General features: G+C 72.7%; 20 protein-coding genes and 1 pseudogene. 7 read left to right on the top strand and 14 right to left on the bottom strand.

Features of this window, described 5'->3' with window-relative positions:
- Positions 1–119: 119 nt before the first annotated feature.
- A complete protein-coding gene (locus AMO33_RS25610; protein WP_060594562.1) occupies positions 120–662 on the top strand; it encodes a hypothetical protein in 543 nt (180 codons plus the stop codon).
- Here the strand turns inward: AMO33_RS25610 and AMO33_RS25605 are convergent, their stop codons facing one another.
- The 3 genes from AMO33_RS25605 to AMO33_RS25595 all read right to left on the bottom strand — a co-directional run bounded on the left by AMO33_RS25605 (position 663) and on the right by AMO33_RS25595 (position 7,320).
- The gene (locus AMO33_RS25605) at positions 663–3,218 is read right to left on the bottom strand and encodes an ABC transporter permease (protein WP_060594561.1); all 2,556 of its coding nucleotides are present in this window, start codon (positions 3,216–3,218) and stop codon (positions 663–665) included.
- Complete coding sequence (locus AMO33_RS25600; protein WP_060595151.1) at positions 3,218–3,961, bottom strand: ABC transporter ATP-binding protein; 744 nt, start codon at positions 3,959–3,961, stop codon at positions 3,218–3,220. Before AMO33_RS25600 ends, AMO33_RS25605 begins: the two co-directional genes overlap by 1 nt.
- A gap of 113 nt (positions 3,962–4,074) precedes the next feature.
- The gene (locus AMO33_RS25595; RefSeq protein WP_082668805.1) at positions 4,075–7,320 is read right to left on the bottom strand and encodes a BTAD domain-containing putative transcriptional regulator; all 3,246 of its coding nucleotides are present in this window, start codon (positions 7,318–7,320) and stop codon (positions 4,075–4,077) included.
- On the opposite strand from AMO33_RS25595, the gene AMO33_RS25590 reads away from it, so the two are divergent.
- Entirely contained in the window at positions 7,312–8,025 is a 714-nt protein-coding gene (locus AMO33_RS25590) for a hypothetical protein (RefSeq protein ID WP_060594559.1), read from the top strand. The two genes, AMO33_RS25595 and AMO33_RS25590, sit on opposite strands and share 9 nt — an antisense overlap.
- Before the next feature lie 26 nt (positions 8,026–8,051).
- Here AMO33_RS25590 and AMO33_RS25585 read toward each other — a convergent pair whose 3' ends face one another.
- The 6 genes and pseudogenes from AMO33_RS25585 to AMO33_RS25560 all read right to left on the bottom strand — a co-directional run bounded on the left by AMO33_RS25585 (position 8,052) and on the right by AMO33_RS25560 (position 13,545).
- The gene (locus tag AMO33_RS25585; protein ID WP_011211193.1) at positions 8,052–8,630 is read right to left on the bottom strand and encodes a TetR/AcrR family transcriptional regulator; all 579 of its coding nucleotides are present in this window, start codon (positions 8,628–8,630) and stop codon (positions 8,052–8,054) included.
- Positions 8,631–8,655: 25 nt separating this feature from the next.
- A complete protein-coding gene (locus AMO33_RS25580; protein ID WP_060594558.1) occupies positions 8,656–10,122 on the bottom strand; it encodes an FAD-dependent oxidoreductase in 1,467 nt (488 codons plus the stop codon).
- Between the two features lie 30 nt (positions 10,123–10,152).
- A pseudogene (locus AMO33_RS25575) lies at positions 10,153–10,395 on the bottom strand (carboxymuconolactone decarboxylase family protein); the annotation flags it as partial.
- Positions 10,396–10,415: 20 nt separating this feature from the next.
- Positions 10,416–11,294 (bottom strand): NAD(P)-dependent oxidoreductase, encoded by an 879-nt coding sequence (locus AMO33_RS25570; RefSeq protein ID WP_060594557.1) that lies wholly within the window; start codon positions 11,292–11,294, stop codon positions 10,416–10,418.
- The gene (locus AMO33_RS25565; RefSeq protein WP_011211197.1) at positions 11,291–12,040 is read right to left on the bottom strand and encodes an SDR family oxidoreductase; all 750 of its coding nucleotides are present in this window, start codon (positions 12,038–12,040) and stop codon (positions 11,291–11,293) included. The genes AMO33_RS25570 and AMO33_RS25565 overlap by 4 nt, the downstream gene beginning before the upstream one ends.
- Before the next feature lie 35 nt (positions 12,041–12,075).
- Positions 12,076–13,545: an aldehyde dehydrogenase gene (locus tag AMO33_RS25560; protein ID WP_060594556.1), complete on the bottom strand. Its 1,470-nt coding sequence runs from the start codon at positions 13,543–13,545 to the stop codon at positions 12,076–12,078.
- A gap of 226 nt (positions 13,546–13,771) precedes the next feature.
- On the opposite strand from AMO33_RS25560, the gene AMO33_RS25555 reads away from it, so the two are divergent.
- Positions 13,772–15,364 carry a succinic semialdehyde dehydrogenase gene (locus AMO33_RS25555; RefSeq protein ID WP_060594555.1) on the top strand — a complete coding sequence of 531 codons (1,593 nt, stop codon included), beginning with the start codon at positions 13,772–13,774 and terminating at the stop codon, positions 15,362–15,364.
- Positions 15,365–15,382: 18 nt separating this feature from the next.
- On the top strand, positions 15,383–15,868 hold the full coding sequence (locus tag AMO33_RS25550; protein ID WP_060594554.1) for a glutathione peroxidase: 486 nt from the start codon (positions 15,383–15,385) through the stop codon (positions 15,866–15,868).
- 4 nt (positions 15,869–15,872) lie between these two features.
- Here AMO33_RS25550 and AMO33_RS25545 read toward each other — a convergent pair whose 3' ends face one another.
- From AMO33_RS25545 to AMO33_RS32725, 3 genes are all read right to left on the bottom strand, one after another.
- Positions 15,873–17,519 (bottom strand): serine/threonine-protein kinase, encoded by a 1,647-nt coding sequence (locus tag AMO33_RS25545; protein ID WP_060594553.1) that lies wholly within the window; start codon positions 17,517–17,519, stop codon positions 15,873–15,875.
- Positions 17,520–17,522: 3 nt separating this feature from the next.
- A complete protein-coding gene (locus AMO33_RS25540) occupies positions 17,523–19,247 on the bottom strand; it encodes a serine/threonine-protein kinase (RefSeq protein ID WP_060594552.1) in 1,725 nt (574 codons plus the stop codon).
- 132 nt (positions 19,248–19,379) lie between these two features.
- Positions 19,380–21,083: a serine/threonine-protein kinase gene (locus AMO33_RS32725; protein WP_082668804.1), complete on the bottom strand. Its 1,704-nt coding sequence runs from the start codon at positions 21,081–21,083 to the stop codon at positions 19,380–19,382.
- Positions 21,084–21,257: 174 nt separating this feature from the next.
- On the opposite strand from AMO33_RS32725, the gene AMO33_RS25530 reads away from it, so the two are divergent.
- Together AMO33_RS25530 and AMO33_RS25525 are read left to right on the top strand one after the other, a co-directional pair.
- Positions 21,258–22,028: a deoxyribonuclease IV gene (locus tag AMO33_RS25530; RefSeq protein WP_060594551.1), complete on the top strand. Its 771-nt coding sequence runs from the start codon at positions 21,258–21,260 to the stop codon at positions 22,026–22,028.
- A gap of 261 nt (positions 22,029–22,289) precedes the next feature.
- A complete protein-coding gene (locus AMO33_RS25525; RefSeq protein WP_060594550.1) occupies positions 22,290–23,240 on the top strand; it encodes a hydroxymethylglutaryl-CoA lyase in 951 nt (316 codons plus the stop codon).
- Here AMO33_RS25525 and AMO33_RS25520 read toward each other — a convergent pair.
- Together AMO33_RS25520 and AMO33_RS25515 are read right to left on the bottom strand one after the other, a co-directional pair.
- Positions 23,225–24,052: a GNAT family N-acetyltransferase gene (locus AMO33_RS25520; protein WP_060594549.1), complete on the bottom strand. Its 828-nt coding sequence runs from the start codon at positions 24,050–24,052 to the stop codon at positions 23,225–23,227. The two genes, AMO33_RS25525 and AMO33_RS25520, sit on opposite strands and share 16 nt — an antisense overlap.
- Before the next feature lie 214 nt (positions 24,053–24,266).
- A complete protein-coding gene (locus AMO33_RS25515; protein ID WP_139337550.1) occupies positions 24,267–24,659 on the bottom strand; it encodes a hypothetical protein in 393 nt (130 codons plus the stop codon).
- 208 nt (positions 24,660–24,867) lie between these two features.
- Here AMO33_RS25515 and AMO33_RS31765 point away from each other — a divergent pair, with 208 nt between their 5' ends.
- On the top strand, positions 24,868–25,371 hold the full coding sequence (locus tag AMO33_RS31765; protein WP_060594547.1) for a hypothetical protein: 504 nt from the start codon (positions 24,868–24,870) through the stop codon (positions 25,369–25,371).
- Positions 25,372–25,411 lie beyond the last annotated feature (40 nt).

The following is a 25,411-nucleotide window of genomic DNA, read 5'->3' as shown; positions in this document are numbered from 1 at the left end:
CCGGGACGGCGGTGCCGCCGGTCCCCCTCACACCGGCGGCACCGCCACTCGAACCGGGACGCCGCTCGACGACGGCGGCACGTTCGCGTCCACACCGCATCTGGAGAGGTGATCGACCGATGGATCTGCCGCGCCCGGTGGGCGCCGTCGACCATGCCCGGACGGCGGCCCCGCGCCGCACGGGCACCGGACGCACGGCCGGGCCGGTGTGCGGAGGCAGCCGATGGTGGACGCTGACCCGGTCCGGCGAGCAGGTGCTGCTGCGCTGCGACGAGCGCGTGGTCGGTGTGGAACTGCCCGCCGGGCTGGCGCCGCGCGCCGAGCGCTATCTGGCGCGTAACCGGCTCACCGGCCCGGTACTCGAATTCGGCCCCGCCGGGCCTGCGCGCCCCGGCGACGGCGCCGCGCCCGTGCGCCGCATCCACCTCGCGGTGGTCTCGGCGCGAACCTCGTTGGCGCTGGGCGCATTACAGGCCGCCGGTGCCCGCATCCACGCCGACGGCGCCGAACTCGGCCCGATCGCCGACCTGATCGACCCGGGCGCCGCCTGGGCGGCGGCGCTCGACGAGACGGGCGCGTTGCCCGCCGTGGTCGCCCTCGCCGCCGCCGTGCGCGCCGTGGGTGGCCGCGCGCGTGATCTCACCGCCGCGCGCGCGACCTGATCACAGGTCCGCGATCGCGGCGAGCGGTGGCGTGCGGGCCGCACGGATGCCCGGCCACAGCGCGGCCAGCACGCCCACGATCGCGGACGCGACGAGCACCGCGACCAGCTGACCCCACGGCACCGCGATCTGGTCGATGCCGAAATCGCGCAGCGTGCGCAGGAATCCGACGCCGATGCCGAGCCCGAGCAGCACGCCGACGATGGCGCCGAACACCGCGATCAGCACCGACTCGAGGTAGATGGTGCGCCGGATCTGCGCCCGCATCGCGCCCACCGCGCGCAGCATGCCGATCTCGCGGCGCCGCTCGACCACCGACAGCGCCAGCGTGTTGATGATGCCGAGGATCGCGATCACCACGGCCAGTGCCAGCAGGCCGTAGAGGATCGCCAGCAGGGTGTTGATCTGCTGGCCCTGCGCGCCCTTGAACTGTTCGCGGTCCTGCACCTGCACCACCGCGAACTGGGCGGTGGCGTTCTCCAGATCGGTGCGCAGCGCGGCCAGGTCGGCGCCGGGGGCGGCGTTGACGAGCACGAAGAAGTTGCTGCGGAACGACGGCGGCGTGACCTCCTCGAAGATGGTCGGGGAGACCACCAGGTCACCGAGCAACGGGGTGTCGCGGAAGACGCCCGCGACGGTGACCGGCACCTTCTGGTTGCGGTCCAGCCCGGTCAGCTCGACCTGCTGCCCCGCGCGCCAGCCGTGCTCGTCGGCCTCGTCCGCCGAGATCAGGATGTCGCGCTCCCCCAATGTTCCGGTACCGCTGAGGATCTCGTAGTTCAGCGCGCGATCCATCGGCCCGTCGGGCGCCACCCCGGCCATCCGGTCGTCGCCGACCTGCACCGCGACACCGCGGAAGCCGACCACCTCGGCGGCGGCGGGCACCTCGGCCCGCACCGCGGCCGGCACACCGAGCGGCAGCCCGATCAGCTGCGACTGCTGCGGACCGGCGAGCACGTAGTCCGACACCACGCCCTTGTCCACCAGCACACCGACGCTGGCCTTCGCCGAGGCGCCGAGCATGCCGATCGCCGAGACCAGCATCAGGCCGAGGGTGAGCGCGAAGGCGGTGGCGGCGGTGCGGCGCGGGTTGCGCACGGCGTTGTTGCGCGCCATCCGCCCCACCGTGCCGAAGGGCCGCACCAGCACCCCGAGCCCGCCCAACACCGGACGCGACAGCGCGGGCGAGGCCAGCAGGACCGCCAGGATCAAGCCGAGCGCACCGACACCGACGGTCGCGGCGGCGCTGCCACCGGTCGAGCGCGCGCCGAGCACCACCAGCACCACGCCGAGCACGGCCAGCACACCACCGGCGAGCGTGCGCAGCCGCAGCGAGTCGCCCGCGCTGGCGAACTCCTCGCGCATCGCCTCCACCGGTGGGATCCGGGCGGCCCGCCGGGCGGGGGCGTAGGCGCTGATCACGGTGACGGCCAGGCCGACCAGCAGCGCGACCAGCACCGTGCGCGGCAGCACCGCCATCGCCCCGGTGGGCAGGCCCAGGTCGAAGGCGTTGAGCAGCGCGGACAGCCCGAACGCCAACCCGATGCCCGCGGCGAGGCCGATGACGCTGCCGATCACGCCGATCACCAGCGCCTCGGCCACCACCGAGCCGCCCACCTGCCGTCTGCTCGCGCCCACCGCCCGCAGCAACGCCAGCTCCCGCAGCCGCTGGGCCACGATCATCGAGAAGGTGTTGTAGATGATGAAGGTGCCCACGATCAGGGCGATCGCACCGAAGGCGAGCAGGAAGTAGTTGATGAAGTTGAGCGCCTCGGAGATCTGCGATTTCAGGTCCTCGCGGACCTGCTCACCGTTCTGCACCTTGAACGTGGGCAGCGCGGCGGCGATGCGGTCGCGCAGGTCGTCGGCGTTCACGCCCTCGGCGGCGGCGATGTCGATGTAGGCGACATGGGTGCCGTCGGTGAACAATTGGCGGGCCTGGGCGTCGTCGAACAGCACGCCGATGAAACCGCCGGTGTCGGCGGGCACCTCGTAGATGCCGGTGACGGTCACGTCGAGCACGGGCTGCCGCTGGGTGCTCTGCGAAGGGATGAGGATCTTCGTGCGGTCGCCGACGTGCAGGCCCGCCCGTTCGGCGCCGCCGGTGTTGATGGCGACTTCGCCCGGGCGGCTGGGCGGCACGCCCGCCACGAACGTCTCGGCGTCGGCCACCGCGCGCTCGGGCGGGATGTAGGACTCGCCCATGCTCGGCGCGCCGCCGGTCTGCACCGGCTTCTTGCCCTCGGGGTCGAGCAGCACCAGCGGCCCGTTGACGCTCGGCGCCACCGCCCGCACGCCCTCGGTGCGGCTCACCTGATCCACCACACCGAGGGGGACACCGAACGACTGCATCTGTTTCGGGCTCACCCGCACGTCCACGCCTTTGGCCTCGTCGGCGAAGATGCCGTCGAAGGTGCGCTGGAGGGTGTCGGTGAACACGAACGAGCCGGCGATGAAGGCGGTGCCGAGCACCACCGACAGCAGGGTCAGCGCCAGCCGCACCTTGTGCGCGGCCAGGTTGCGCAAGGCCACCTTGCGCATCGGACGGGCCGCCATCACACCGTCTCCAGTGCCTTCATCCGATCGAGCACGGATTCGGCGGTGGGGCCGCGCAATTCGTCCACGATGCGGCCGTCGGCGAGGAACACCACCCGGTCGGCGTAGGCGGCGGCGTGCGGTTCGTGCGTGACCATGACGACGGTCTGGCCGAATTCGTCCACGGCCGCGCGCAGGATCGACAGCACCTCGGCGCTGGAACGGGAATCGAGGTTGCCGGTCGGCTCGTCGCCGAAGATGATGTCCGGCTTGCCTGCCAGCGCCCGCGCGCACGCGACGCGCTGCTGCTGGCCACCGGAGAGCTCGCTGGGGCGATGGGTGAGCCGGTCGCCGAGACCGAGCCGCTTGATCACCGTCGCCAGCCACTCCTGGTCCGGTTTGCGGCCGGCGATGTCGAGCGGGAGCGTGATGTTCTCCAGCGCGGTGAGTGTCGGCACCAGATTGAACGCCTGGAACACGAAGCCGATCCGGTCCCGGCGCAACATCGTCATCTGCTTGTCGGTCAGCTCGGTGAGATCGGTGTCGCCGATGCGCACCGTCCCCGAGGTGGCGCTGTCCAATCCCGCCAGGCAGTGCATCAGCGTCGACTTGCCCGACCCGGACGGGCCCATGATGGCGGTGAACTCGCCCTTGGCGAATTCGGCGGAGATCCCGTCCAACGCCCTGACCTGCGTGTCCGCCGACCCGTACACCTTGGTCAGGTCGATGGCGCGGGCCGCGACCGCCGCTGCTGGAGAAGTCATGTCCACCAGTCTGTCGTCCCGGCCCGCGCCGCGCCATCGGGGAATTCCCGGAACCGTGCCCGGCGCGGGTACGCCGGGCGGCGGGGGCGCGGCCGCCCGGCGCCGACCTCCGCTCAGGCGAACGGCCAGCGGGCCAGCCGATCGGCCGCGCGAGCCGCATACGGCCGCGCGCCCGACGTCCTGGCCCGCTGCTCGGCGGCACGCACTTCGTCGGCGGCGCCGGGCAGCCCGAGCAGGGCGCGCACGGTGCCGCGGTAGAGGCCCGACGGGCCGAGACAGACCAGGCCGGGCCACTGCACCAGCAGGGTGTCGGACCAGCCGCGGGTCAGTGGTTCGAGCGCGGCGGCGAACCCGGCCACCCGGGCGCGCTCGTCCGGCGCGCGCTGCCCGACCGCGAGCAGCGCCTCGGTCAACAGCGGCACCCGCACGGCCACGCGCGGGCCGTGCAGCCTGCCCGGCAACGCCAGGATCGATTCGACCGCCGCCAGCGCCCGGCGGTGGTCGCCGGCCTCGGCGGCGGCCAGCGCGACCACCAGAGCGAAATCCTCGTCGAAATCCTCGGCCATGCGGTCGGCATCGGCCAGCACCTCGGCGAACCTGCCGCGGTGCCACAGCTCGATCGAGCTGCTGGTCAGCATGGACGCCTCCGCCAGCAGCCGGGCGCGCTCGTCCACCGCGCCGAGATCGGCGGCGAAACGGGCCATCAGCGTACGGGATTCGGCGTAGTCGCCGCGCAGGACGGCCAGCATCACCTGCCACCACAGCTGGGTGGCGGCCAGGTCGGTGCCGCCGCCGTCGGCGAGCCGGGCGAACTCGGCCGAGAGCCGGCGCACCTGCCGCAGGTCACCGGATTCCAGCGCGCACACCCGCCGCAGATGCAGGGCGGTGGCGCGGGCCATCCGGTCGTGCCCGGCCAGTTCCTCGAGCTCCTCGGCGATCTTGCGCCGGTCGGCCACCGTGGCCGGGCCCCACAGGCAGAGGAATTCCGCGAGCAGCACCTGCGGCCACGACCTGCTGCCCGGCGCACTGCGGGCCCGCGCCTCGGCGAGCGCGTCGAGATCACCGTCGCTGCCGTGGATCGCGCGATCGGCGGCCTCGATCGCCTGCACCTGCGCGACGACATCGGTGTCGAGGTCGTGCCGGTGCGCCAGCACCTGCGCACGCAGCGACGACGAACCGGCCTGCACCACACCGTATCCGGAGAAGTACCCGCCGACACCGTGCGGCGCGGCCAGCAGCGCGGTGCGGGCCAGCGCGGGCCAGTCCGCGCGGTCGGCGCAGTGGCGGCCTGCGCGGTCGAAACAGGCGGCGGCCGCGTCGTAGTGGCCGAGCCGGTGGTGCGCCCGGCCTCGCAGCAGGTCCAGGTCGATGGCCAGGGCCACGTCGGCGGGGTCGGCGTGCCGGGCGCCGCGTTCGGCGAGATCGACGCATTCGCCCGGGGAGTCGCGGCGCAGGGCGTCGCGGGCCGCGTCGAGGCAGGCGCGGGCGGCGGCCGGGTCGCGTCCGCCGAGGGCGGCGGCGCTGCGGTGCAGCGCCCGGGCCGACAACGCCTCCGGGCGCAACTCGGCCAGGACATCGGCGGCGCGCCCGTGCAGGTCGGCCCGGCGCCGGTCGCCGAGGGCGGCGAGCACGGCGGCGCGCAACAGGTCGTGGCCGAAGGTGACGTGGGCGTCGCGGACCACCGCGATGCGGGCGGCGACGAGCTCGGCCAGGTGTGCGTCGAAAAGGCCGCTGTCCGAGTCTTTTCCGGCAGCGGCGAGCAGACCGAGCGGGGTGTCCGGGCCGAGGACGGCGAGCAGTTCGGCCAGTGCGCGGGCCTCGGGCGAGACGGTGCGCAGTTTGGCGGCGGCGATCTCGGCGGCGGCCGCGGCGTCGAGCGGCCGGCCGGCCCGGACCAGGTCGCCGAGCTGGGCGGCGACGAAGGGACTGCCCGCGCTGAGCGCCACGATCCGGTCCCGGGCGGCGGGGTCGGTGGACCCGATGGCCGCGGTGACGAGATCGGCGACGGCCGCGTCCGGAAGCGGGCCGAGCTCGACGGTGACATGGGTTCCGGCCGACCGCAGCACTCGCAGCGCCGTCTCGACCTCGTCGGGGTAGGGCCCGGGGCGCAGGGTGAGCAGCAGCAGGACGGGGTGGGCGCGCAGGGTCCGCATGGCCGCCGCGATCAGCCGGAGCGAATCGGCGTCGGCCCACTGCAGATCGTCGACGACCGCGACCGCGCGGCCGGCCTCGCGCACCACCTCGGCGAACAGAGCGGCCAGGTCGCGGGCGGTCGGCGCGTCGGGGACCGCGTGCCCGGCGAGCGCCGCCTGATCGAGCCACGGCGTCAGCACCGGGACCGCGGGCGCACCGCGCACCCCCGCGGTGACGAAGGCGCGGTGGCCGTGCCTGCGCAGCGCATCCTCGACCAGGGCGGTCTTTCCGATGCCCGCCGGGCCGTGCACGGTCACGACGGTCAGCCCGTGCCGGGCGCGCTCGTCGGCGCGGTCGAGCAGGGCCACCGCCTCGGCGCGGCCGACGAGCAGAGAGGGCCCGGCGGCGGTCGCGGCGGGCGCGGGCGCGCGGCGCAGTTGCTCCTCGACGCGCACCGTGGCGGGTTCGGGGTCGAGGCCGAGATCCTCCCGCAACCGACCGCGCAATCCGACCAGCACCTCCAGCGCCTCGGCGGTCCGGCCACAGCCGCGCAGCGCCAGGGCCAGCAGCCTGCCCAGCCCTTCGCGGTACGGATGGCGCCGATGCTCGTCGGTGAGCACCGTGACCGCGTGCCGCTCCCGGCCCAGCACCATCAGCCCTTCGGCGCACAGTTCCACCAGTTCCGCGCGCAGCTGCGTGAGCCGGGCCCGCTCGGGGGCCAACTCGGCGATGTCGGCGACGTCGGTCAGCGGTTCACCGCGCCACAGCGCCAACGCCCGCTCCAGCAGCGCGACGGTGCGCGCGACGTCGCCGTCGGCGTGGGCGGCCCTGGCGTCCCTGGTCAGCACGTCGAGCAGGTCGAGGTCGGTACCGGAACCGTCGCAGCGCAACACGTAGCCGTTCGGGCCGGTCTCGATCCGCACGTCCGGCAGCGGCCGCAGCGCGCGGCGCAGTCGCGCGACATAGCCCTGGAGGGTGACCAGCGCGCTGGCGGGCGGGTGACCGCGCCAGAGGAGTTCGCACAGGTGGTCGGCGCTGCGGGTGGTGCGTTCGGCGGCGAGGATCACCAGCAGGTCGGCGTGCTTGCGCGCGGGCACGGGTATCGGGGTGCCGTCCGGACCGCGTACCTCGAGCGGTCCGAGCACCGCGATGGTGGGTCGGTCGCCGGACCCGTCGCGCACCAGCGTCACACCAGCGCCCTCGTCGACGCTGACCTCATGACACACACTCGAGCACTCCTGCCAACCCCGGCCGCCGCCCCGACCGTCGCCGCCGGCCCCTCTCGCGAGACTGTACTGCGCCTGTGCGGTGCGGCGCTGGCCATCGGCGGTGTCCTGTGCATCGCCGGCGGCACCCTGCACCCCATCGTCGACGGCAAGGGCCATTCGGTCGAAGCGCTCACCAGCCCCGGCACCCCGATCGCGCAGAGCCTGCTCGCGCTCGGCACGGTGGGCCTGATCCTCGGCCTGCCCGGCATGTACGCGTGGATGCGGCCGCGCCTCGGCACCGCCGGGTTCGTCGGCATCGTGCTGTACCTGCTCGGCAATGTCACCACGGCCGCGGGGCACCTGGCGATCGAACTGTTCGTCGCGCACCCGCTGGCCGAAGACCCCGCCACCGCGCACCTGATCGCCGACAACGACAACATGGTCGACACCACCGCGTTTCTCGTCTTCAACCAGGGCGGCGGCCTGGTCATGCTGCTCGGCATGGCGCTGTTGGGCGTGAGCATGCTGCGCAACCACACGGTGCCCCGCTGGATCGCGGTGCTGACCCTGATCGGCATGGTCGCCTTCTTCCTGCCCATGCCCGCGGTGCAGCATCTCACCGGCTTCGTCTGGGAATCCCCGCGCGGCATCGCCGTCGCCGCCATCGGCCTGCTGATGCTGCGGCACCCGGCCGGGCTCCCCCGCCGGCGGGAGTCCGCGTGATCGGTCGCCGGCCGTGTCGGCCGGACCTACCGCAGGATCATCAGCGCCGATTTCTCGATGCGGTCGGCGATCTGGGAGTAGGAGCCGTAGCCCATCCCCGCGCGGACGAGGGCGCCCGCGTAGAGCAGTTCGAGGGATTCGACGACGTCGGGGTCCGGATCGGGGCCGAGGGCGCGCAGGATGCGTTTGCGGATCTCGGCGCCGATCCGGTCGCGCAGGTGGGCGACGTCGGGATCGCGGCCGAGCAGGGCGCTGGTGACCGCCCCCGAGAGTTCCTGTTCGTCGGCGACGAGCAGGGCGATGTTGCGCAACTCGGCGATCACCCGCGCCACCGGGTCGTCGGAGTCGCTGGCCGGGGAGGGCGAGGCCACCAGCCTGCGCCAGAAGATCTCCGCGACCAGATGTTCCTTGGAGGAGAAATAGGTGTAGGCGGTCGCGGTGCCCACCCCGGCCGCCGCGGCGACCAGCCGGATCGTCATCCCCGCGAATCCCTCGCGGGACAGCACCTCCACCGCCGCCCTGGTCAGCTTGTCGACGGTATCGGCCTGCTTGCCGCTGAGCCGCCGCCTGGTCGCCTCGACCGCCCTGGATTCTCCTTCGGACATGTGTCCAGACAGTATCAGGCGGTGATCAATTCTTGGCGGCGGCGACACCCGCTCGGCGGCCGTAGAAGCTGCCGTCGCCCAGGGAAGCACCGCTGACGTAGCCACCCGCGGCCAGACCGGAGGTGCAGCGACCCGCGGCGAACAGACCGGGGATCGGCTCGCCGGACACGTGCAGGACCCGCGAGTCCAGGTCGGTGCGCAGGCCGCCGAGGGTGAAGCCCGCGGTGAAGTTGCGCATGTCGAAGCCGGCGAGCGGACCGCGCAACGGACGCACCCACTGCGGCTTCTTGCCGAGCAACGGGTCGGCGCCGTCGGCGGCGTGCCGGTTGTAGGTGTCGACGGTGGCTTGCAGCGCGCCCGCGGGCAGGCCCATCTCCGCCTCCAGCTCCTCGACCGATTCGGCGGCCCAGGTCGGCGGCTGCCGGAAGAACGGCGTCGCGGTGACGGTGCCCAGCGCTTCCTCGTAGGACTGCTCGTCGATCACCAGGAAGGCCTGGTTGTCCTGTTGGATCAGGGTGGCCTGGCCGATCCGGCCCGGGTAGGTGTCCTCGGGGATGTAGCGCTGGCCGCGGCCGTTGACGAGGATGCCGCGGGCCAGCAGCTGCGGGTCGGCGAAGAAGGCGACCTCGGTGGCGTCCATGTGGGCGAGGTCGGCGCCGAGCGCCTGGGCGATGCGGATGCCGATACCGTCGTGTTCCTCGATGGCGGCGGCCGGGCGCCCGATCAGCCGCGGCGCGAACCCCTCGACCATCGCGTCGGCGTAGGCGAAGCTGCCGGTCGCCAGCACGACCCCGCGCTCGGCGCGCACGAAGATCTCGGAGCCGAACTGCGTGGCGGCGATGCCGACGACCCGGCCGTCGTCGACGATCAGCCGGCGGATCCTGGTGTCGTAGCGCACCTGCACGCCGAGCGATTCCGCGGTGTCGGCCAAGGGCTTCATCAGCATGTATCCGCCGCCGCGCTGGCCGATCCGCTTGTCGGAGTACTGCGGCACATGCCCACGCGGCGCGGGCGGCACGAGGGTGTTGAACGGCGCGGCGTTCTCACCGCCGGAATACATCAGCCCCTCGTCGTGCGGCGGCTCCCAGCCCGGCTCGCCCCAGAACTCGGCCTTGAACGGCACCCCGCACGACACCAGCCAGTTGTAGTGTTCCACCGAACCGCGGCAGTAGTCGGCGATCTTGGCCTTGTCCACCCCGGGACCGAGGGCGGCCACCAGGAACTTCTCCATGTTCTCCGGGGTGTCCTCGAAGCCGAGCTCCTGCTGCAACGGGGTGCCGCCGCCGAGATAGACGAAGCCGCCCGCCATCGCGGCCGCACCACCCCAGCCGCCGGTCCGCTCGAGGATCAGCACGCTCGCCCCGGCGCGCGCGGCCTCGATGGCGGCGCACACTCCCGCGATGCCGTATCCGGCGATCACGACGTCGGCGGTGGCGCCCCACTCGGTGACCTCGGCGGCACGCAGCGGACGAATGGACTTGGCATCGGGCATGGTTGCTTCCTCGGGGTCGTCGTGAATCGGTCAGCTCTGCGCCGCGGTCGCGGCCTTGCGCCAGCGCGCGACCACGCCGCCGATGCGCATGTCGAGCTTGGTGCCGCGCGGCCAGCCGGTGTAGTGGCACAGGAAGATCGCGATCTCGTGCAGCTGCGCTTCGGTGAGTTCGCCCGCCTCGAGCGCGGCGCGCATCTGCTCGGCGGCGTCGTCGATGCGGTCGAGCTGGGTGAAGGCGCCGAGCAGCAGCAGCCGGCGATCGCGCGCGCTCAGTTCGTCGACGTCGTTGTCGCTCACGGTGTCCGCCTTTCCATGACGGCGCCGGGGCCGACGCCGAGTCCCGCGCCCAGGTCGCGCAGGGCGAGCCGGGCCAGCGGCAGGTCCAATCCCAGCCGCTCGCCGAGTCCCAGCGCCAATCCCAGATCTTTCTCCCCCAGGTCCCGCACGTGGGCCAGAATCGGCGACCAGAAATCGCCGTCCGCGATCGGCCCGGTGCGCTCGCGCAACATGATCGCGCCCGGCCCGCCGGTCACCGCGTCGGAGTGCCGTACCACCTTGCCGAGCGCGGTGATGTCGAGTCCGGCCGCTTCGGCCAGCCGCTGCGCCTCGGTGGCGGCGGTGAAGGCGACGAAGTGCAGCAGGTTGCGCGCCAGCTTCATCCGCGTGCCCGCACCCACCGGTCCGGCGTGCACGACCAGGTCGGCGAAGCAGCCGAACGGCTCGCGGACCCGCTCGAACGCCGTCTCGGTGCCACCGACCATCACCGCGAGCCTGCCGCTGTTCGCCCCCGGCGCCCCGCCGCTGACCGGCGCGTCGACCAAGGCCACCGCGCGCTCGGCGCACACGGCCGCCAGGTCCTCGGCGGTGCTGTCGGCGATCGTGGCATGCACGGCGATCACCGTGCCGGGCCGCGCCGTGCTCAGCACCCCGTCCGGACCGGTGACGACCGCGCGTACCTGGGCGTCGTCGAGCACCGCGACCGAGACGATCTCGGCACGCTCGGCCACCGCGGCCGCCGAATCCACCGCCTCGGCGCCGGCGTCGGTGAACGGCGCCACCGCCTCGGCGCGCGTGTCGCAGACGGTGAGCCCGCCCGGCCAGGCCAGCAGCCGCTGCGCCATGGGGGCGCCCATGTTGCCCAATCCGATGAATCCGACCCGGATGTCGCTCATGACCGGATGATCTGTCCGCCGTCGATGTTGAAGATCTGCCCGGTCACCCACGACGCCTCGTCGGAGAGCAGGTAGAGGCAGGCCCCGACGAGGTCCTGCGGCGTGCCCATCCGCTTGAGCGGCAGCCGCTTCACCATGTCGGCCACGATGCTGCCCGGGGTGACGGTCTTGGTGGCGTCGGTGTCGATGGGCCCGGGCGCGATGGCGTTGACGCGGATGTTGCTGCCGCCGAGTTCGACCGCGAGTTGCTGGGTGAGGCTGTTGAGGCCCGCCTTGGCCACACCGTAGAACCCGGAGTAGACCCAGGCCGCGGTGGAGGACTGATTCACGATCGAGCCGCCCGACCGCTGCATGTGCGGGTACACCGCCCGGGTCACGTTGAGTGCGCCGTCCATGTTCACCGACATGAACTTCTTGTAGTAGTCCCAGGGCACGGTGATGAGCAGGTCCAGCTTCATGTCGCCGTAGATGGCGGCGTTGTTGACCAGGTGGTCGATACGGCCGAAGCGCTGCATCGTGGTCTCGGCCAGCGCGGTGGCGGAATCGGGATCGGCGACGTCGACCTCGCAGAACACCGCGCTGCCGCCGGAGGCGGTGATCTCGGCGGCGACGGTCTTGCCCGCGTCGATGTTGCGGTCGGCCACGACCACGTCGGCGCCCTCGGCGGCGAGCGCGGCGGCATAGGCCGCGCCGATCCCCTGGGCGGCGCCGGTGACGACGGCGGTTCGGTCGGTGAAACGCCCCATGGTGGGCTCCTCGGAAGTCGTTGGGTGGGAAGGGTTCAGACCGCGGTGGCGATCAGCTTGGTCTCCAGGTATTCCTCGAAGCCCACGGTGCCCATCTCGCGGCCGATGCCGGACTGCTTGTAGCCGCCGAACGGCACGTCGGCGCTGTACCAGATGCCGCCGTTGACGCCGAGCGTGCCGGTGCGGACCCGCTCGGCCACGGCGGTGATCCGCGCGGGATCGGTGCCGTAGATGGAACCGGACAGGCCGTAGGGCGAGTCGTTGGCGATGGCGACGGCCTCGTCGTCGCCCTCGTAGCCGATCACCACCAGCACCGGCCCGAAGATCTCCTCGCGCGCCACGGTGGCGGTGTTGTCCAGTCCGGCGATCAGGGTGGGTTCGACGTAGTAGCCGCGCTCGCGCTCGGCGGGCCTGCCGCCGCCGACCACGATCCGGCCGCCCTCGGCGCGGGCGATGTCGATGTAGTGCAGCACCCGGTCGCGTTGGCGCGCGGAGATCAGCGGGCCGCACACGGTGCGAGGGTCCGCGGGGTCACCGGGCCGGATGCCGCCCATCGTGGCGGCGGCCAGCTGCACCGCCTCGTCGTAGCGGGCGCGCGGCACCAGCAGTCTGGTGCTCAGCGCACAGCCCTGGCCCGCGTGCACGCACACCGAGAACGCCGCCATCGAGACCGCCGCCGCCAGGTCGGCGTCGTCGAGCACGATGAACGCCGACTTGCCGCCCAGCTCGAGGAAGGTCTTCTTGACGGTGGCGGCCGCCGTGGCCATGACCGTGCGACCGGTGGCGGTGGAACCGGTGAAGCTGACCATGTCGACCCGCGGGTCCGCGCACAGCTGGCTGCCCAGCTGATGATCGGCGGAGGTGACGATGTTGACCACGCCGGGCGGGATGTCGGTCTCCTCGGCGATGATCGGGCCGAGCACGCCCGCGCACCAGGGGGTATCGGGCGCGGGTTTGAGCACCACGGTGTTGCCCGCGGCCAGCGCCGGGCCCAGCTTGGCGAAGGTGATCTGGTGCGGGAAGTTCCACGGCGTGATCGCCCCGACCACGCCGACCGCCTCGCGCCGCACCCGACGGTGGGTCGGGATGCCCATCGGGCTGGCGGTGCCGAGGTCGGTCTCCCACGCGTAGGAGGCGGCCAGGCCGGTGGGAAAGGCCAGGTCGGCGACCGGCCCCTCCAACTGGGGTCCGCTGGTGAGCATCACCGGCGCCCCCGCCTCCGCCACGGTGACCGCACGCACCTGTTCGACCCGCTGCTGCAGTGCGGTGCGCAACTGCTCGAGGCAGCGCACCCGGAACGCGTGATCGCGCGACCAGCTGGTCCGGTCGAACGCGGTCCTGGCCGCCTCGATGGCGGCGTCCATGTCCGCGCCCGAGCCGTTGGCCGCGGTACCGATCGCCTCCTCGGTCGCGGGGTTCACCGTCGCGAACTCGCCCGCACCGCCGGGCAGGAGTTTGCCGTCGATGAACAGGCGCGTGCCGTCGGTGGGCAGAAGTCCGCTCATGGTCGCTCCGTTGCTGTCTGGACAGGTGTACGGAATATAGTCCAGGTGGTTACGCCGTCGCAAGAACATGTTTCACTATTGCCGCCTTCCGCGCAGGACAGCTGTGCGATGATCGCGGTGAAATCGGTTGCCATACGCCGCCGTCCCGGTCACCGGACGGGCGCGCACGACGACGACCGAACGGCCGGTGACCAGCTTGCGAGCACCCCACCTCCGGAGAGAGCCGATGACCACCACCGAGTCCACCGCCACGCTGCCGCCGCGGATCACCCCCGCACTGCTCACCCGCCTCACCGCGCGTGTGTGCGCGGGCGACGGCGCCGACGCCCGTGCACCGTTCCCGCTGATCGAGGTCTACACCGGCGCGCGGGTCGGCGAGCTGCCGCAGTCGCGGCCCGCCGACGTCGCCGCCGCCTTCGCCACCGCCCGCGCCGCGCAACGGGACTGGGCCGCCACCCCGCTGCGCCGGCGCCTCGCGGTGTTCGCCCGCGCACACGAACTCATCCTCACCGAACGCGAGACCATCGCCGACCTCATCCAGATCGGTTGCGGCAAGACCCGCCGCATGGCGTTCGAGGAATCCTGCGACGTGCCGATGGTGATCAGCCACTACCTCAGGACCGCGCGCCGGGTGCTGAAACCGCGCAGGCACGGCGGGCCGATGCCGCTGCTGAGCACCTCGATCGAAGAGCACCGGCCCAAGGGCGTGGTCGGGGTGATCTCGCCGTGGAACTTCCCGTTCGCCCTCGCGCTCTCCGACGCCGTCGCCGCGCTGGTGGCGGGCAACGGGATCGTGCTCAAACCCGACAACAAGACCGCACTGTGCGCGCTGTTCGGCGTCGAGCTGCTGCACCGAGCCGGGCTGCCGGAGGGGTTGTTCCAGGTGGTGTGCGGCGAGGGTCCCGACATCGGCGGCGACCTGATCGACCACAGCGATTTCGTCATGTTCACCGGGTCCACCGCCACCGGCAGGGTGGTCGGCGAGCGCGCAGGCCGCAACCTCATCGGGTGCAGCCTGGAACTCGGCGGCAAGAACCCGATGCTGGTACTCGACGACGCCGATCTGGACGCGGTGCTGCCCAGCGCGCTGTTCGCGGTGTTCGCCAACTCCGGCCAGGCCTGCATGCACATCGAACGGATCTACGTGCACGAGCGGCTGCACGACGAATTCCTGCGCCGCTTCACCGAGGCCGCCGCGGAGTTGGGCGCCAAGGCGGGCGCGCGCTACGACTACACACCGGAATTCGGTTCGCTGGTCTCCCCGGAGCACCTGGCCAGGGTCGCCGCGCACGTGGACGAGGCCCGCGCCCAGGGCGCCACCGTGCACACCGGCGGACGGGCCCGCCCCGACCTCGGCCCGGCCTTCTACGAACCGACCGTGCTCACCGGCGTCACGCCGGACATGGCGATCGCGCGCAGCGAGACCTTCGGGCCGGTCGTCAGCGTCTACCGGTTCTCGACCGAGCAGGAGGCCGTCGCGGCGGCCAACGACACCGACTACGGACTCAACGCCAGCGTGTGGAGCCGCGACCGGGCCAGGGCGCTGCGCATCGCCGAGCGGCTGGCCGCGGGCAACATCAACGTCAACGACGGCTTCGTCACCAGCTACGCGGCCAAGGCCACGCCCTCGGGCGGGGTCAAACAGTCCGGCATCGGCGCCCGCCACGGCGACCAGGGCCTGCTGAAGTACACCGACACCGTCAACGTCGGTGTACTGAAGAGCCAGGTGATGACCGCGCGGGCGCAGCTGCCCTACCCGAAACAGATCGCCTCCACGCTGACCAGCCTGCGGCTCATGCGCCGCACCCGGCTGCGCTGATCCGGTACCGTGGCCGAAATGAGCATTCGCGACATCCCGCTGCGTACCCTCTCCGGCGCGGACACCACCCTGGCCGAGCTGGTCGGCGACAAGGCGGTGCTGCTGGTCAACGTCGCCTCGAAATGCGGTCTGACACCGCAGTATTCCGGCCTGGTCGAGCTGCACCGCAGCTACGGCGAGCGCGGTTTCAGCGTGGTCGGCGTGCCGTGCAACCAGTTCATGGGCCAGGAGCCGGGCACGGCCGAGGAGATCGAGCAGTTCTGCTCGACCACCTACGGCGTGGACTTCCCGCTGCTGGAGAAGACCGAGGTCAACGGCGAGAACCGACACCCGCTGTACGCGGAGCTGACCCAGGTCGCCGACGCCGAGGGCACCGCGGGCGACATCCAGTGGAACTTCGAGAAGTTCCTCATCGACCGCGACGGCAAGGTGGCGGGCCGGTTCCGGCCGCGCACCGAACCGCAGGACCCGGCGCTCGTCGCGGCCGTCGAAGGGGTGTTGTAGCCGGTCAGCTCAACGGTGCGGCATGCCACCAGGCCAGGAATTCCTCCCTGGTGGCGATGAATCCGACGCTGTAGAGCAGAAAGCGCGCGCGCTTGTCGTCGCCGGTGAACTGGGTGACCATGCGCGGGCGCAGGCTCGACGGGGAATCGTCGAGCAGATAGTTGGTGTAGACGGCCTTGTCGCCGTGCCGGGCGGTGGACCTGGTGTGCGCGGGTAGCGTCGCCAGGACCGCCGCCGCGGCCTCGGCGTCGTCGTAGACGAACAGCTCGTAGTTGGCCTTGTTGCCGTCGCTGCCGCCGAAGCAGTACCAGTAGGCGCGGAAGGCGCCGAAATCCGGTGCGGTGGAGTCCATCGCGTTCGAGGCCCCGGCGCCGCGGGAGAAACACGTGGTGCCGTTGTGGCCGGGACCGACGTGCATGAGGGCGCGCTTGTCCACCTCGGGCGTCATGCCCGGGAACGCCTTGGTCACCGCGGCCAGATCCGCGGCGTGGGGCTCGTCGTCCTCGTCGTCCTTGCCCGGGGTCGGACCGGGCATCGCGGTGCTCGGCAGCACGGGCGCGGTGGTCTGGCGCGCCTGCGGCACACCGGAATCGGAACCACGGTCGATGGCGACGACCACGGCGGCCACGAGCACCAGCGCCACGACCGCGATCCCCAGCAGCGCGGCGACGGGCGCGCGGGAGCGCCCCGACCCGGGCGGAACATAGACGACCGGTGGGACGTCCGACGGCGCCGGTCCGTGCGGCCCGCCCCGGAAGACCGCGGCGCTCGGCTGGGCGAGCGGCGTCGCGGCGGGCGGGGTGGCCGGCTGCGGCCGACCCGGGAGCAGGGCGCGCCAGGCGGCGTCGACGAACTCCAGGCAGGTGGCGAAGCGGTCCCGGGGGTCCTTGGCGAGAGCGCGCGCCAGCACCGCGTCGATGGCGGCGGGCAGGCCGGGGCGGAGTTCGGCGGCGGCGGGCGGCGGCCGGTGCAGGTGCCCGCCGATGACGGCGACCGGGTTGTCGGCGGCGAACGGGACGGTGCCGGTCAACAGGCGGAACAGGGTGCAGGCCAGCGAGTACTGGTCGCTGCGGTGGTCGAGCGGCGCGCCGGAGAGCTGTTCGGGCGAAGCGAAGGCCAGGGTGGCGGTGAAGGTGCCGGTCCGGGTGAGGTGGCCGGTGTCGTCGCGCAACCGGGCGATGCCGAAATCGGTGAGATACACCCGCTCCCCCACCCCGGGTTCGGCCCGTTCGAGCAGGATGTTCGCGGGTTTCACATCCCGGTGCAGCACCCCGCGGGCGTGCGCGAAGTCCAGCGCCTTGGCGGTCTCCCCGACGATCTGCACCGCGCGCCACGGCGGCAGCGTCGCCACGTCCAGCGCGGCCGCGTCGGTGCCGTCGATGTAGCGCATGGAGATCCACAGCTGCTCGTCCTCGACCCCGCGATCGAACACGGTGACGATGTTCGGGTGATCGAGCTGGGCGACCAGATCGGCCTCCCGCTCGAACCTCGCCCGGATCTCGGTGTCGTGGAACAACTCCCGGTTCAACAGCTTCAACGCCGTCCACCGGGGCAGGCGCGGGTGGCGCGCCAGGTACACCGATCCCATGCCACCGCGGCCGAGCAGCCGCTCGATGGTGTACCCGGCGAAGACCGATCCCTGCTCGAGCATCGGTCAGTTCAGCGGGGCCGACCGCCACCAGCGCAGCACCTCGTCGATGGTGCCGACGATGCCGTCGGTGTACATCAGGAACTGCGCGCGGTCGGGCTCCCCGGTGAAGACGGTGACCATCTTCGGGCCGTTGTCGTCGAACTTGTAGTTCGTGTAGGTCTTGCCGCCGTTGGTGTCGGTGGACTTCTGCGCGTCGGCGGGCAGGTTGTTCAGCGCCGCCTGCGCGTCGGCCGCGGACTTGTAGACATAGATCGTGAAGAACGGGTCCTCGTTGTTGCCGCCGCCGAAGCAGTCCCACTGATAGGCCCAGGCACCGAAATCCGGCGTGCCCTCGGTCGGCACCGACGGCCGGTCCGGGGAGTACGCGCCGCAGGTGGCGCCGTTGTAGCCGGTGTCGCCGTCGGCCTCGGCGGGCACCATCCGCGGGAACTCGTTGCTGATCGCGGCGGCGTCGGCGGCGACCGGACGCACGGTGGTGGTGACGCTGGTACCGGTGTCGGAGGCGCTGGTGTCGTCACCGGCGAGCGCGCCGATGATGCCGAGGGTCACCAGGATCAGCACGACCACGCCGATCGCGAGCGCCACGATCAGGCCGGTGTTGGACTTGCCCGGGGGACGCCCGGCCGCGGTGGCGCCGGCGAACCCGTAGGAGCCCGGCGGGGTGTACTGGGGGGCACCGTGCCGGGGCATGGCGGAGGTGCCGTGGCCGCCGGTCATCGGGTGCTGGCCGCTGGTCGGCTGGCCGTGGTTCACCGGATACGGCGCGCCGGTCATCGGACCGGCGGTCATCGGAGCGCCCGTCATCGGACCGGCGACCTGGTGCGGGCCGGAGGAGACCGGGATGGGCGGGCCGGTCACCGGCCGCCCGCCCGCCAGCGGCATCGACGGCGAACTCTGCCCGCTCAGCGCGGCCAGCGCGGCGGCGGCGAACTCCGAGCAGGAATCGAAGCGGTCCTCCGGACGCTTGGCCATCGCCTTGGCCAGCACGCCGTCCAGGGCGTACGGCAGGCCCGGTCGCGCGCTGCTCAGCGCGGGCGGCGGCGCCTGGAGATGGCCCTGGATCACCTGCGCCGGATTGGTGGCCGCGAACGGTCCGCTGCCGGTGAACAGCCAGAACAGCGAGCACGCCAGCGAGTACTGGTCGCTGCGGTGATCCAGGCTCGCGCCGGTGAGCTGTTCGGGCGAGGCGTAGGCGAGCGTGGCGGTGAAGGTGCCGGTCTGGGTGAGGTGGCCGGTGTCGTCCCGCAGCCGGGCGATGCCGAAGTCGGTGAGATAGACCCGTTCACCGCGGCCGCCGGTGGAGCGGGCGAGCAGGATGTTGGCCGGTTTCACGTCACGGTGCAGCACACCCATGCTGTGCGCGTAATCCAGCGCGTCGGCGGTCTCCTTGACGATCTGCACCGCGCGGGCGGGCGGCAGCGTCTGCGGGTCGACCGAGGCGGCGTCCACACCGTCGATGTACTGCATGGAGATCCACAGCTGCTCGTCCTCGAGACCGCGGTCGTAGACGGTGACGATGTTGGGGTGGTCGAGCCGGGCGACCAGATCCGCCTCCCGTTCGAATCGCGCCCGCACCTCCTTGTCGTTGAACATCTCCCGGTTCAACAGCTTCAGTGCCGTCATCCGCGGCAGCCGCGGATGTTTCGCCAGGTACACCGAACCCATGCCACCGCGGCCGAGTTGCCGCTCGATGACATAGCCGGCGAAAACCTCACCGCTGGCCAGCATGTCTGCTCCAATTCCCGCCCAGCCCGGGACCCACCGGGAGGCGTACGAAAACATCGAAACCATAGCAGTCGTCGGGCGCCGGCTCGGCCGCTCGACGGGCGAGGTCGGGACAGGCACGGCGGTGTGCGTGAGCTAGGGCGGCGGGCGCGGATCACCGGTGGCCGGACCGGTCGCGCCGCCGGTGGCCGGGGCGGGCGGACGGCCGCGCCGGACCCGGTCCGGCAACGCGATGACGATCGGCCGCGGGGAGCGCCCCGAGGACCGGGCCGCCGACCCGGCCGCCGTGGCCGGGCGCGCGGTGGGCGGTTGCGCGCCGACCGGACCCGCGGTGGGCGGATGACCCGGGCGCGACAGGTCGACGGACCCGGTCGACGGGCCGGGCTGGACCCGATGCTCCGACCCCGACAGCGGCGACCGCCCCGGCACCGGCCCCGGTGCGTGCACCGTGGGATGGGGTGCGGAGGAGTATCCGGGGTGCGCGACACTCGGGCCCGGCCCGGGATCACCACCCGCACCGGCGGGCTGTCCCGGCGGCTGCGGACCCCCGGGCTGCCCGGGCAGCGGTGGCAGACCTGTCGGCTGCGAACCCGCGAAACCCCCCGGTGGCTGTCCATGACCCGTCGGCGGCGAACCCACGGCGTACCCGGGCGGCTGGGCCTGGCCCGGCTGCGCGCTCCCGGTGTATCCGCCCGGCGCCGGGGCGGTCGGCGGCGTACCCGGCGCATGGCCGTATCCCGGCGGCGGGTAGCCGGTCGGCTGCCGGCCCTGGCCGTAGCCGGGTGGTGTCGGCTGGTGGATCGGGTACGGGCCGTACCCGGTGGCCGCGGGCCGGTGCGGATAGGGGCCCCCGGTGCCCGGGTGCGGGACGGCACCGGGCGGCAGGTGCGGCGGGCGGCCTGCCGGGTGGGGAGCTGTCGGGCGCGGCGGAACGGAATAGGCCGGGCCCGCGGCGGGCCCGGAGAGGTAGGGCGCCTGCGGGATCGGCGGTCCGGCGGGTCGCTGCGCCACGGCCAGGGCGTGGCGGGCGGCCCCGGCGAATTCGGCGCAGGAGGCGAAGCGGTCCGCCGGGCGTTTGGCCATGGCGCGGGCCAGCACGGCGTCGAGCGCGGGCGGCAGGGCGGGGTTCAGCGCGCGGGCCGAGGGCGGCGGACCGAACAGGTGGCCGTTGAGCACCACGGCGGGGTTGGCGCCGGGGAACGGGACGCTGCCGGTGAGCAGCCAGAACAGCGTGCAGGCCAGCGAGTACTGGTCGGCGCGGTGGTCGAGGGTGTGCCCGCTCAGCTGTTCGGGCGCGGCGTAGGCCAGCGTCGCGGTGATGGTGTCACCGGAGGCGAGCGTGGTGTCGGCGTCGCGCACCCCGGCGATGCCGAAGTCGGTGAGCAGCACCCGCTCCGGCTGGCCGATGGGCGCCTTGGCCAGCAGGATGTTGGCCGGTTTGACGTCGCGGTGCAGCACCCCGTTGGCGTGCGCGAAATCCAGCGCGGCGGCCACCTCACCGATGATCTGCACCGCCCGCCCCGGCGCCAGCACGTCGATGTCGGCGGCGGCGGCATCGGAGCCGGGCACGAACTGCATGGAGATCCACAGCTGTTCGTCCTCGGCGCCGCGGTCGTAGACGGTGACGATGTTCGGATGGTCGAGCTGGGCGACCAGATCGGCCTCGCGCTCGAACCGCCCCCGGATCTCGGCGTCGGTGTAGAGCTCGCGCGCCAGCAGCTTCAGCGCCGTGAGCCGCGGCAACCGCGGATGCCTGGCCAGATACACCGTGCCCATGCCACCCTGACCCAGCACGCGCTTGATCTCGTACCCGGCAAAGGTGTCGCCCGTACGCAACACAGTGGAATTCACCCCCCGTCGAGGTCGAAGCACGCGATCCTACCGATGTATCTCGCCGGAGCGCGCGGGTGCAACAGTCCCTCGAATTGTCGGCCATCGCGGGCCGCGGCGCGCCGGGTCCGGGACGATCGGCACCGCGACCGGGCTGTCGGTGCCAGTCGTTACGCTGACCGCATGCGCATTGGAGCACACGTCCGGCTCGACAGCGATCCCATCGGCTTCGGCGAGAAACTCGGCGCCGACGTCATCCAGATGTTCGTCGTCGACCCGCAGAGCTGGGACAAACCCGTGCCGCACCCGCGGACCGAGGAGATCCTGGCCAGCCCGATCGATGTGGTGGTGCACTCCTCGTATCAGATCAACGTCGCCAGCCTGAACAACCGGCTGCGGATGCCCTCGCGCAACGCCGTGGCCCAGCAGGCGAAAGCGGCGGCCGACCTCGGCGCCTTCGGATTGGTGGTGCACGGCGGGCACGTGCGCTCCGACGCCGAGATCGAGACCGGTATCGACAACTGGCGCAAGCTGTTCCAGCGCCAGGAGGACAAGGGCGGCTTCGCGGTGCCGATCCTCATCGAGAACACCGCGGGCGGCAACCACGCGATGGCCAGGCACTTCGACATGATCGGCCGCCTGTGGGACGCGGTCGGCGAGTACGGCGCCGGCTTCTGCCTGGACACCTGCCACGCCTGGGCGGGCGGTGAGGACCTGGTCGGGGTGGTCGAGCGGATCAAGGGCATCACCGGCCGCATCGATCTGGTGCACCTGAACTCCTCGCGCGACGAGTTCAACTCCGGCGCCGACCGGCACGCCAACTTCGCCGACGGCACCATCGACCCGCAGTTGCTGGCCGAGGTGTGCCGCACCGCGGGCGCGCCGGTGGTGCTGGAGACCCCCGCCGAAGGGGTCGCCGACGACCTGGCCTACCTGCGCGAGCACGTCGGGTGAGACGCCCGGCACCCCGGCCGTCGCGGGCGGCGCGCGGGCGATGGTCCACACTGGTGGCCATGAGAAGACAGCCCGGCCGGGCGGCGGCACGATGAGGCGGCGGCGCAAGGAACGGCGGCGGCCGAGCGGGCGCGACCGGTGGGAGCTGCGCGCGCCGGGCCACGTCCGCCCGACCGTGCACCCCAATCCCGCGGGCGCGAATCAGAAGTCCTGGGCCGGGGTCATGTGCGTCCCGCCGCAGGCCAGGGAGGAGCAGGGGCGATGAGCGGCCAGGCGGTGCTGCGCGATGTGACGCTGCGCGACGGTCTGCAGCTCACCGGCAAACCGCTGCCGACGGCCCGCAAGATCGAGATCGTGCGCGCCCTGCTCGCCCTCGGCGTGCCGGAGCTCGAGATCGGCTCGATGGCCCGGCCCGACCTGGTGCCCCCGATGGCCGACACCCTCGACCTGGTCGCGGCGCTGACCCCGGCGGAGCTGGCCCGCTGCTGGGTCTGGGTCGCGACCCCGCGGCACGTCGAGAAGGCCGCCGCCGCGGGCGTGCGCAACTTCCAGTACTGCTTCTCGGTGTCGGACGCGCACAACCGGGCCAACATCGGCCGCGACACCGAGACCAGCGTGGCCGCCATGCCCGACGCGCTGCGGCTGGCCGAACGGGTGGGCGGTCGCGTCCAGCTGTGCCTGGCCACCAGCTTCACCTGCCCGTTCGACGGCGACATCGACCCGGAGCGGGTGCTGGCCATCGCCGCCGACCCGCGCACCGACGGCGCGACCGACATCGTGCTCGCCGACACGCTCGGCCAGGCCCATCCCGCGCAGGTCCGCTCGCTGATCACCGCGGTACGCGAGCACTCCCCGGCCCGCCGCATCGTCTTCCACGGGCACGACACCTGGGGAATGGGCGTGGCGAACACGCTGGCCGCGATCGAGGCGGGCGCGACGATGGTGGACGGCTCGCTCGGCGGCCTCGGTGGCTGCCCCTTCGCCCCCGGCGCGAGCGGCAACACCTCCACCGAGGACATCCTGTTCGCCACCCGGCCCGACTGGCTCACCCCGGCCGCGCTGGCGGAGCTGGTCGGCCTCGCCGGTGGCCTGCTGACCGACCTGGACGAGCCGAACCGCTCCCGCACCGCCGAGGGCGCGCGCACCGAGTCCACCCCGTTCGCCTGGACCACCCGCGTCGCGACAGGCCGGCCGGTTCAGTCGAACACGTAGGTGGCGAAGTCCCGCACCGGGAGGTACCCCACCCGCGGATAGATCCGGTTCGGCACCGGGTCGTCGAGGTCGGTGAACAGGCAGACCCCGCTTCCGCGCTCGGCCAGCAGCACCGAGACGTGCGCGGTGAGCGCCGCGGCGTAGCCGTGCCCGCGGGCGTGCGGCGGGGTGTAGACGGGCGCGATGCGCGACCAGCCGTCGGTGGGCGCCTGATGGGCGACCAGCGCGACCCGCTCGCCGTCGTGCTCCCACAGCCACCAGCGCCCCGACCCGATCCGCGCTGCCAGTTCCGCGCGGTCCGGCAACGGCCCCGACATGCCGACCTCGGTCCGGAACGCCGCGAGCCACTCCGCGCACAACGCCACGTCGGCCGGTCCCGCACGCCGTGGCGCACCCGGGACACCGACCGGTCGGCGCGGTGCGCCCAGCCGGTACAGGCGCAACCGCCGCTCCAGGCGATACCCGCCCCCGCGCACCCCGACCCAGTGCCGGGCGAAGGCGAGCGCGTCCTCGGCGGCGCCTTCGACACCGTCGTTGTCCGGCACGGCGGCGAGCACGGCCTCGGCGACGGGTCCGATCGCCGCGGGCGGCATGGCACCGAGGTAGGCGTGGTAGCCCGGGGTGTGCATCGCGACCCCGACGACGGTGCCGTCGTCGGCACGCACCGTGAGGAACAGCGGGCCCGGCCGGCCGGGGGCGGCCCCGGCCGCGGCGGCAGTGCCGATCACGGTGTGCCGCAGCGGATCCTCGGCCAGCAGCGGACCCGCGGCGGCCCGGAACGCGGTGGCGTCGGCGGTCGTCTCGATGCGCACGCCGCCAGGCTAATCGGCGGATGCCGCTGGGACATCGGCTTTTTCGCCGCTGACCCGCTCAGGCGGTGTGGGATGCGCCCGAGCCGGGCGGCCTACGTGGTGACGCTGCGCTACCGCCTCCGGCCGCCGACCCGCTCAGGCGGTGCCGTTCTTCGCGTGAGCGGGGCGGCCTGCGGGGGTGACGCTGCGCTACCGCCTCCGGCCGCTGACCCGCTCAGGCGGTTTCGGCGGCGATCGCGCGGTCGGCGCGGATCTTGAGCAGGACGAGCCCGGCCGTGCAGGCCAGGATCAGCCCGGCGACGGTGATCTCGACGTGCAGGCTCGCGATGCCGAGGACCGCGCCGACCAGGCCGCCCAGGAAGAACAGCCAGGCCAGGGTTTTCGACACGATCGTGGATGGCGCGCGGGCGGGTCGGCCGGCGGATTCCGGTGCGTGGGTCACGGGCTCCTGCGTCGGTGCGGGCGCAGGGGTCTCGGCGACCGGATCTGCGGCGGACAACCGAGATGCCGAGTAAGCTCCCATCATCAACTCCTCGATGACGCCGTGCGGGTAGTGCCTGTCGCGCATGGGGCTCAGCGCGCCTTCGTCCAAGTTCTGGCGTCTCACGCGTAACTTCGATCACTCACGCTACGACCACGTGGCGTCGCCCACCACGACACGTGCCCGCGACACGCCGAGGAAATCATTCCGTGATGTGGAGTGTCAACATTTCAAAATTGCTGTTCGCGGGCCGTTCCGCCGCCTCCCGCGTGGCTTCCATGGCGGACCTGCATTACTGTGAGGCACTCGAGAGACGCACGAGGAGTAAGCCCCGATGGAGAGCAGCAGGACCAAGCTCGCCGGTCCGGCCATCGCCGTAGGCGCGGTCTCCCTGGGTCTGATCGTCATCGGGTCCTGCGGCATCGGCAGGCAGGACACCTACGTGCCGCCGCCCCCGCTCAAGGAGGGTCCGGCGGCCGCCGCGGTGGTGCACGACGGTTCCAGCGTCACGGCCTCGCCCGTGCTCATCCCCCCGTCCCCCACCTGGCAGGTCGCGCCGAACGGGCCGCCGCGCAGGCCACCCGGCTACCGCACGATGACGACGACGCCCGAGGACGACACCGCGACCGGCTACACCCGGCCGCCGCGCACCACCACCGAGCGCCCGGACGCACCACCCGTGGATCAGGACGAACCACCGACCACCACCCGCACCAGAACCCTGTCGGCCACGCCGACGACCACCGCCGAGGACGAGGAGGAGACGACGACCAGGCGGCCCGTCGTCACCCGCACCGAACCGGTCACCCGCACCGAATCACCCGACGAGACCGAGTGACCGGACACGCGACGGGCGGCGGCACGCTCGCGCGCACCGC

Origin of the sequence: Nocardia farcinica (assembly GCF_001182745.1) — a bacterium.
Classification (GTDB): domain Bacteria; phylum Actinomycetota; class Actinomycetes; order Mycobacteriales; family Mycobacteriaceae; genus Nocardia; species Nocardia farcinica.
This window is presented reverse-complemented; position numbering and strand designations above follow the sequence as displayed.

Bases quoted from the DNA above. Each gene is read 5' to 3' on its own strand.
- AMO33_RS25610 (WP_060594562.1), top strand. From the start codon at position 120: ATGGATCTGCCGCGCCCGGTGGGCGCCGTCGACCATGCCCGGACGGCG.
- AMO33_RS25605 (WP_060594561.1), bottom strand. From the start codon at position 3,218: ATGGCGGCCCGTCCGATGCGCAAGGTGGCCTTGCGCAACCTGGCCGCG.
- AMO33_RS25600 (WP_060595151.1), bottom strand. From the start codon at position 3,961: ATGACTTCTCCAGCAGCGGCGGTCGCGGCCCGCGCCATCGACCTGACC.
- AMO33_RS25590 (WP_060594559.1), top strand. From the start codon at position 7,312: ATGACACACACTCGAGCACTCCTGCCAACCCCGGCCGCCGCCCCGACC.
- AMO33_RS25585 (WP_011211193.1), bottom strand. From the start codon at position 8,630: ATGTCCGAAGGAGAATCCAGGGCGGTCGAGGCGACCAGGCGGCGGCTC.
- AMO33_RS25580 (WP_060594558.1), bottom strand. From the start codon at position 10,122: ATGCCCGATGCCAAGTCCATTCGTCCGCTGCGTGCCGCCGAGGTCACC.
- AMO33_RS25570 (WP_060594557.1), bottom strand. From the start codon at position 11,294: ATGAGCGACATCCGGGTCGGATTCATCGGATTGGGCAACATGGGCGCC.
- AMO33_RS25565 (WP_011211197.1), bottom strand. From the start codon at position 12,040: ATGGGGCGTTTCACCGACCGAACCGCCGTCGTCACCGGCGCCGCCCAG.
- AMO33_RS25560 (WP_060594556.1), bottom strand. From the start codon at position 13,545: ATGAGCGGACTTCTGCCCACCGACGGCACGCGCCTGTTCATCGACGGC.
- AMO33_RS25555 (WP_060594555.1), top strand. From the start codon at position 13,772: ATGACCACCACCGAGTCCACCGCCACGCTGCCGCCGCGGATCACCCCC.
- AMO33_RS25550 (WP_060594554.1), top strand. From the start codon at position 15,383: ATGAGCATTCGCGACATCCCGCTGCGTACCCTCTCCGGCGCGGACACC.
- AMO33_RS25545 (WP_060594553.1), bottom strand. From the start codon at position 17,519: ATGCTCGAGCAGGGATCGGTCTTCGCCGGGTACACCATCGAGCGGCTG.
- AMO33_RS25540 (WP_060594552.1), bottom strand. From the start codon at position 19,247: ATGCTGGCCAGCGGTGAGGTTTTCGCCGGCTATGTCATCGAGCGGCAA.
- AMO33_RS25530 (WP_060594551.1), top strand. From the start codon at position 21,258: ATGCGCATTGGAGCACACGTCCGGCTCGACAGCGATCCCATCGGCTTC.
- AMO33_RS25525 (WP_060594550.1), top strand. From the start codon at position 22,290: ATGAGCGGCCAGGCGGTGCTGCGCGATGTGACGCTGCGCGACGGTCTG.
- AMO33_RS31765 (WP_060594547.1), top strand. From the start codon at position 24,868: ATGGAGAGCAGCAGGACCAAGCTCGCCGGTCCGGCCATCGCCGTAGGC.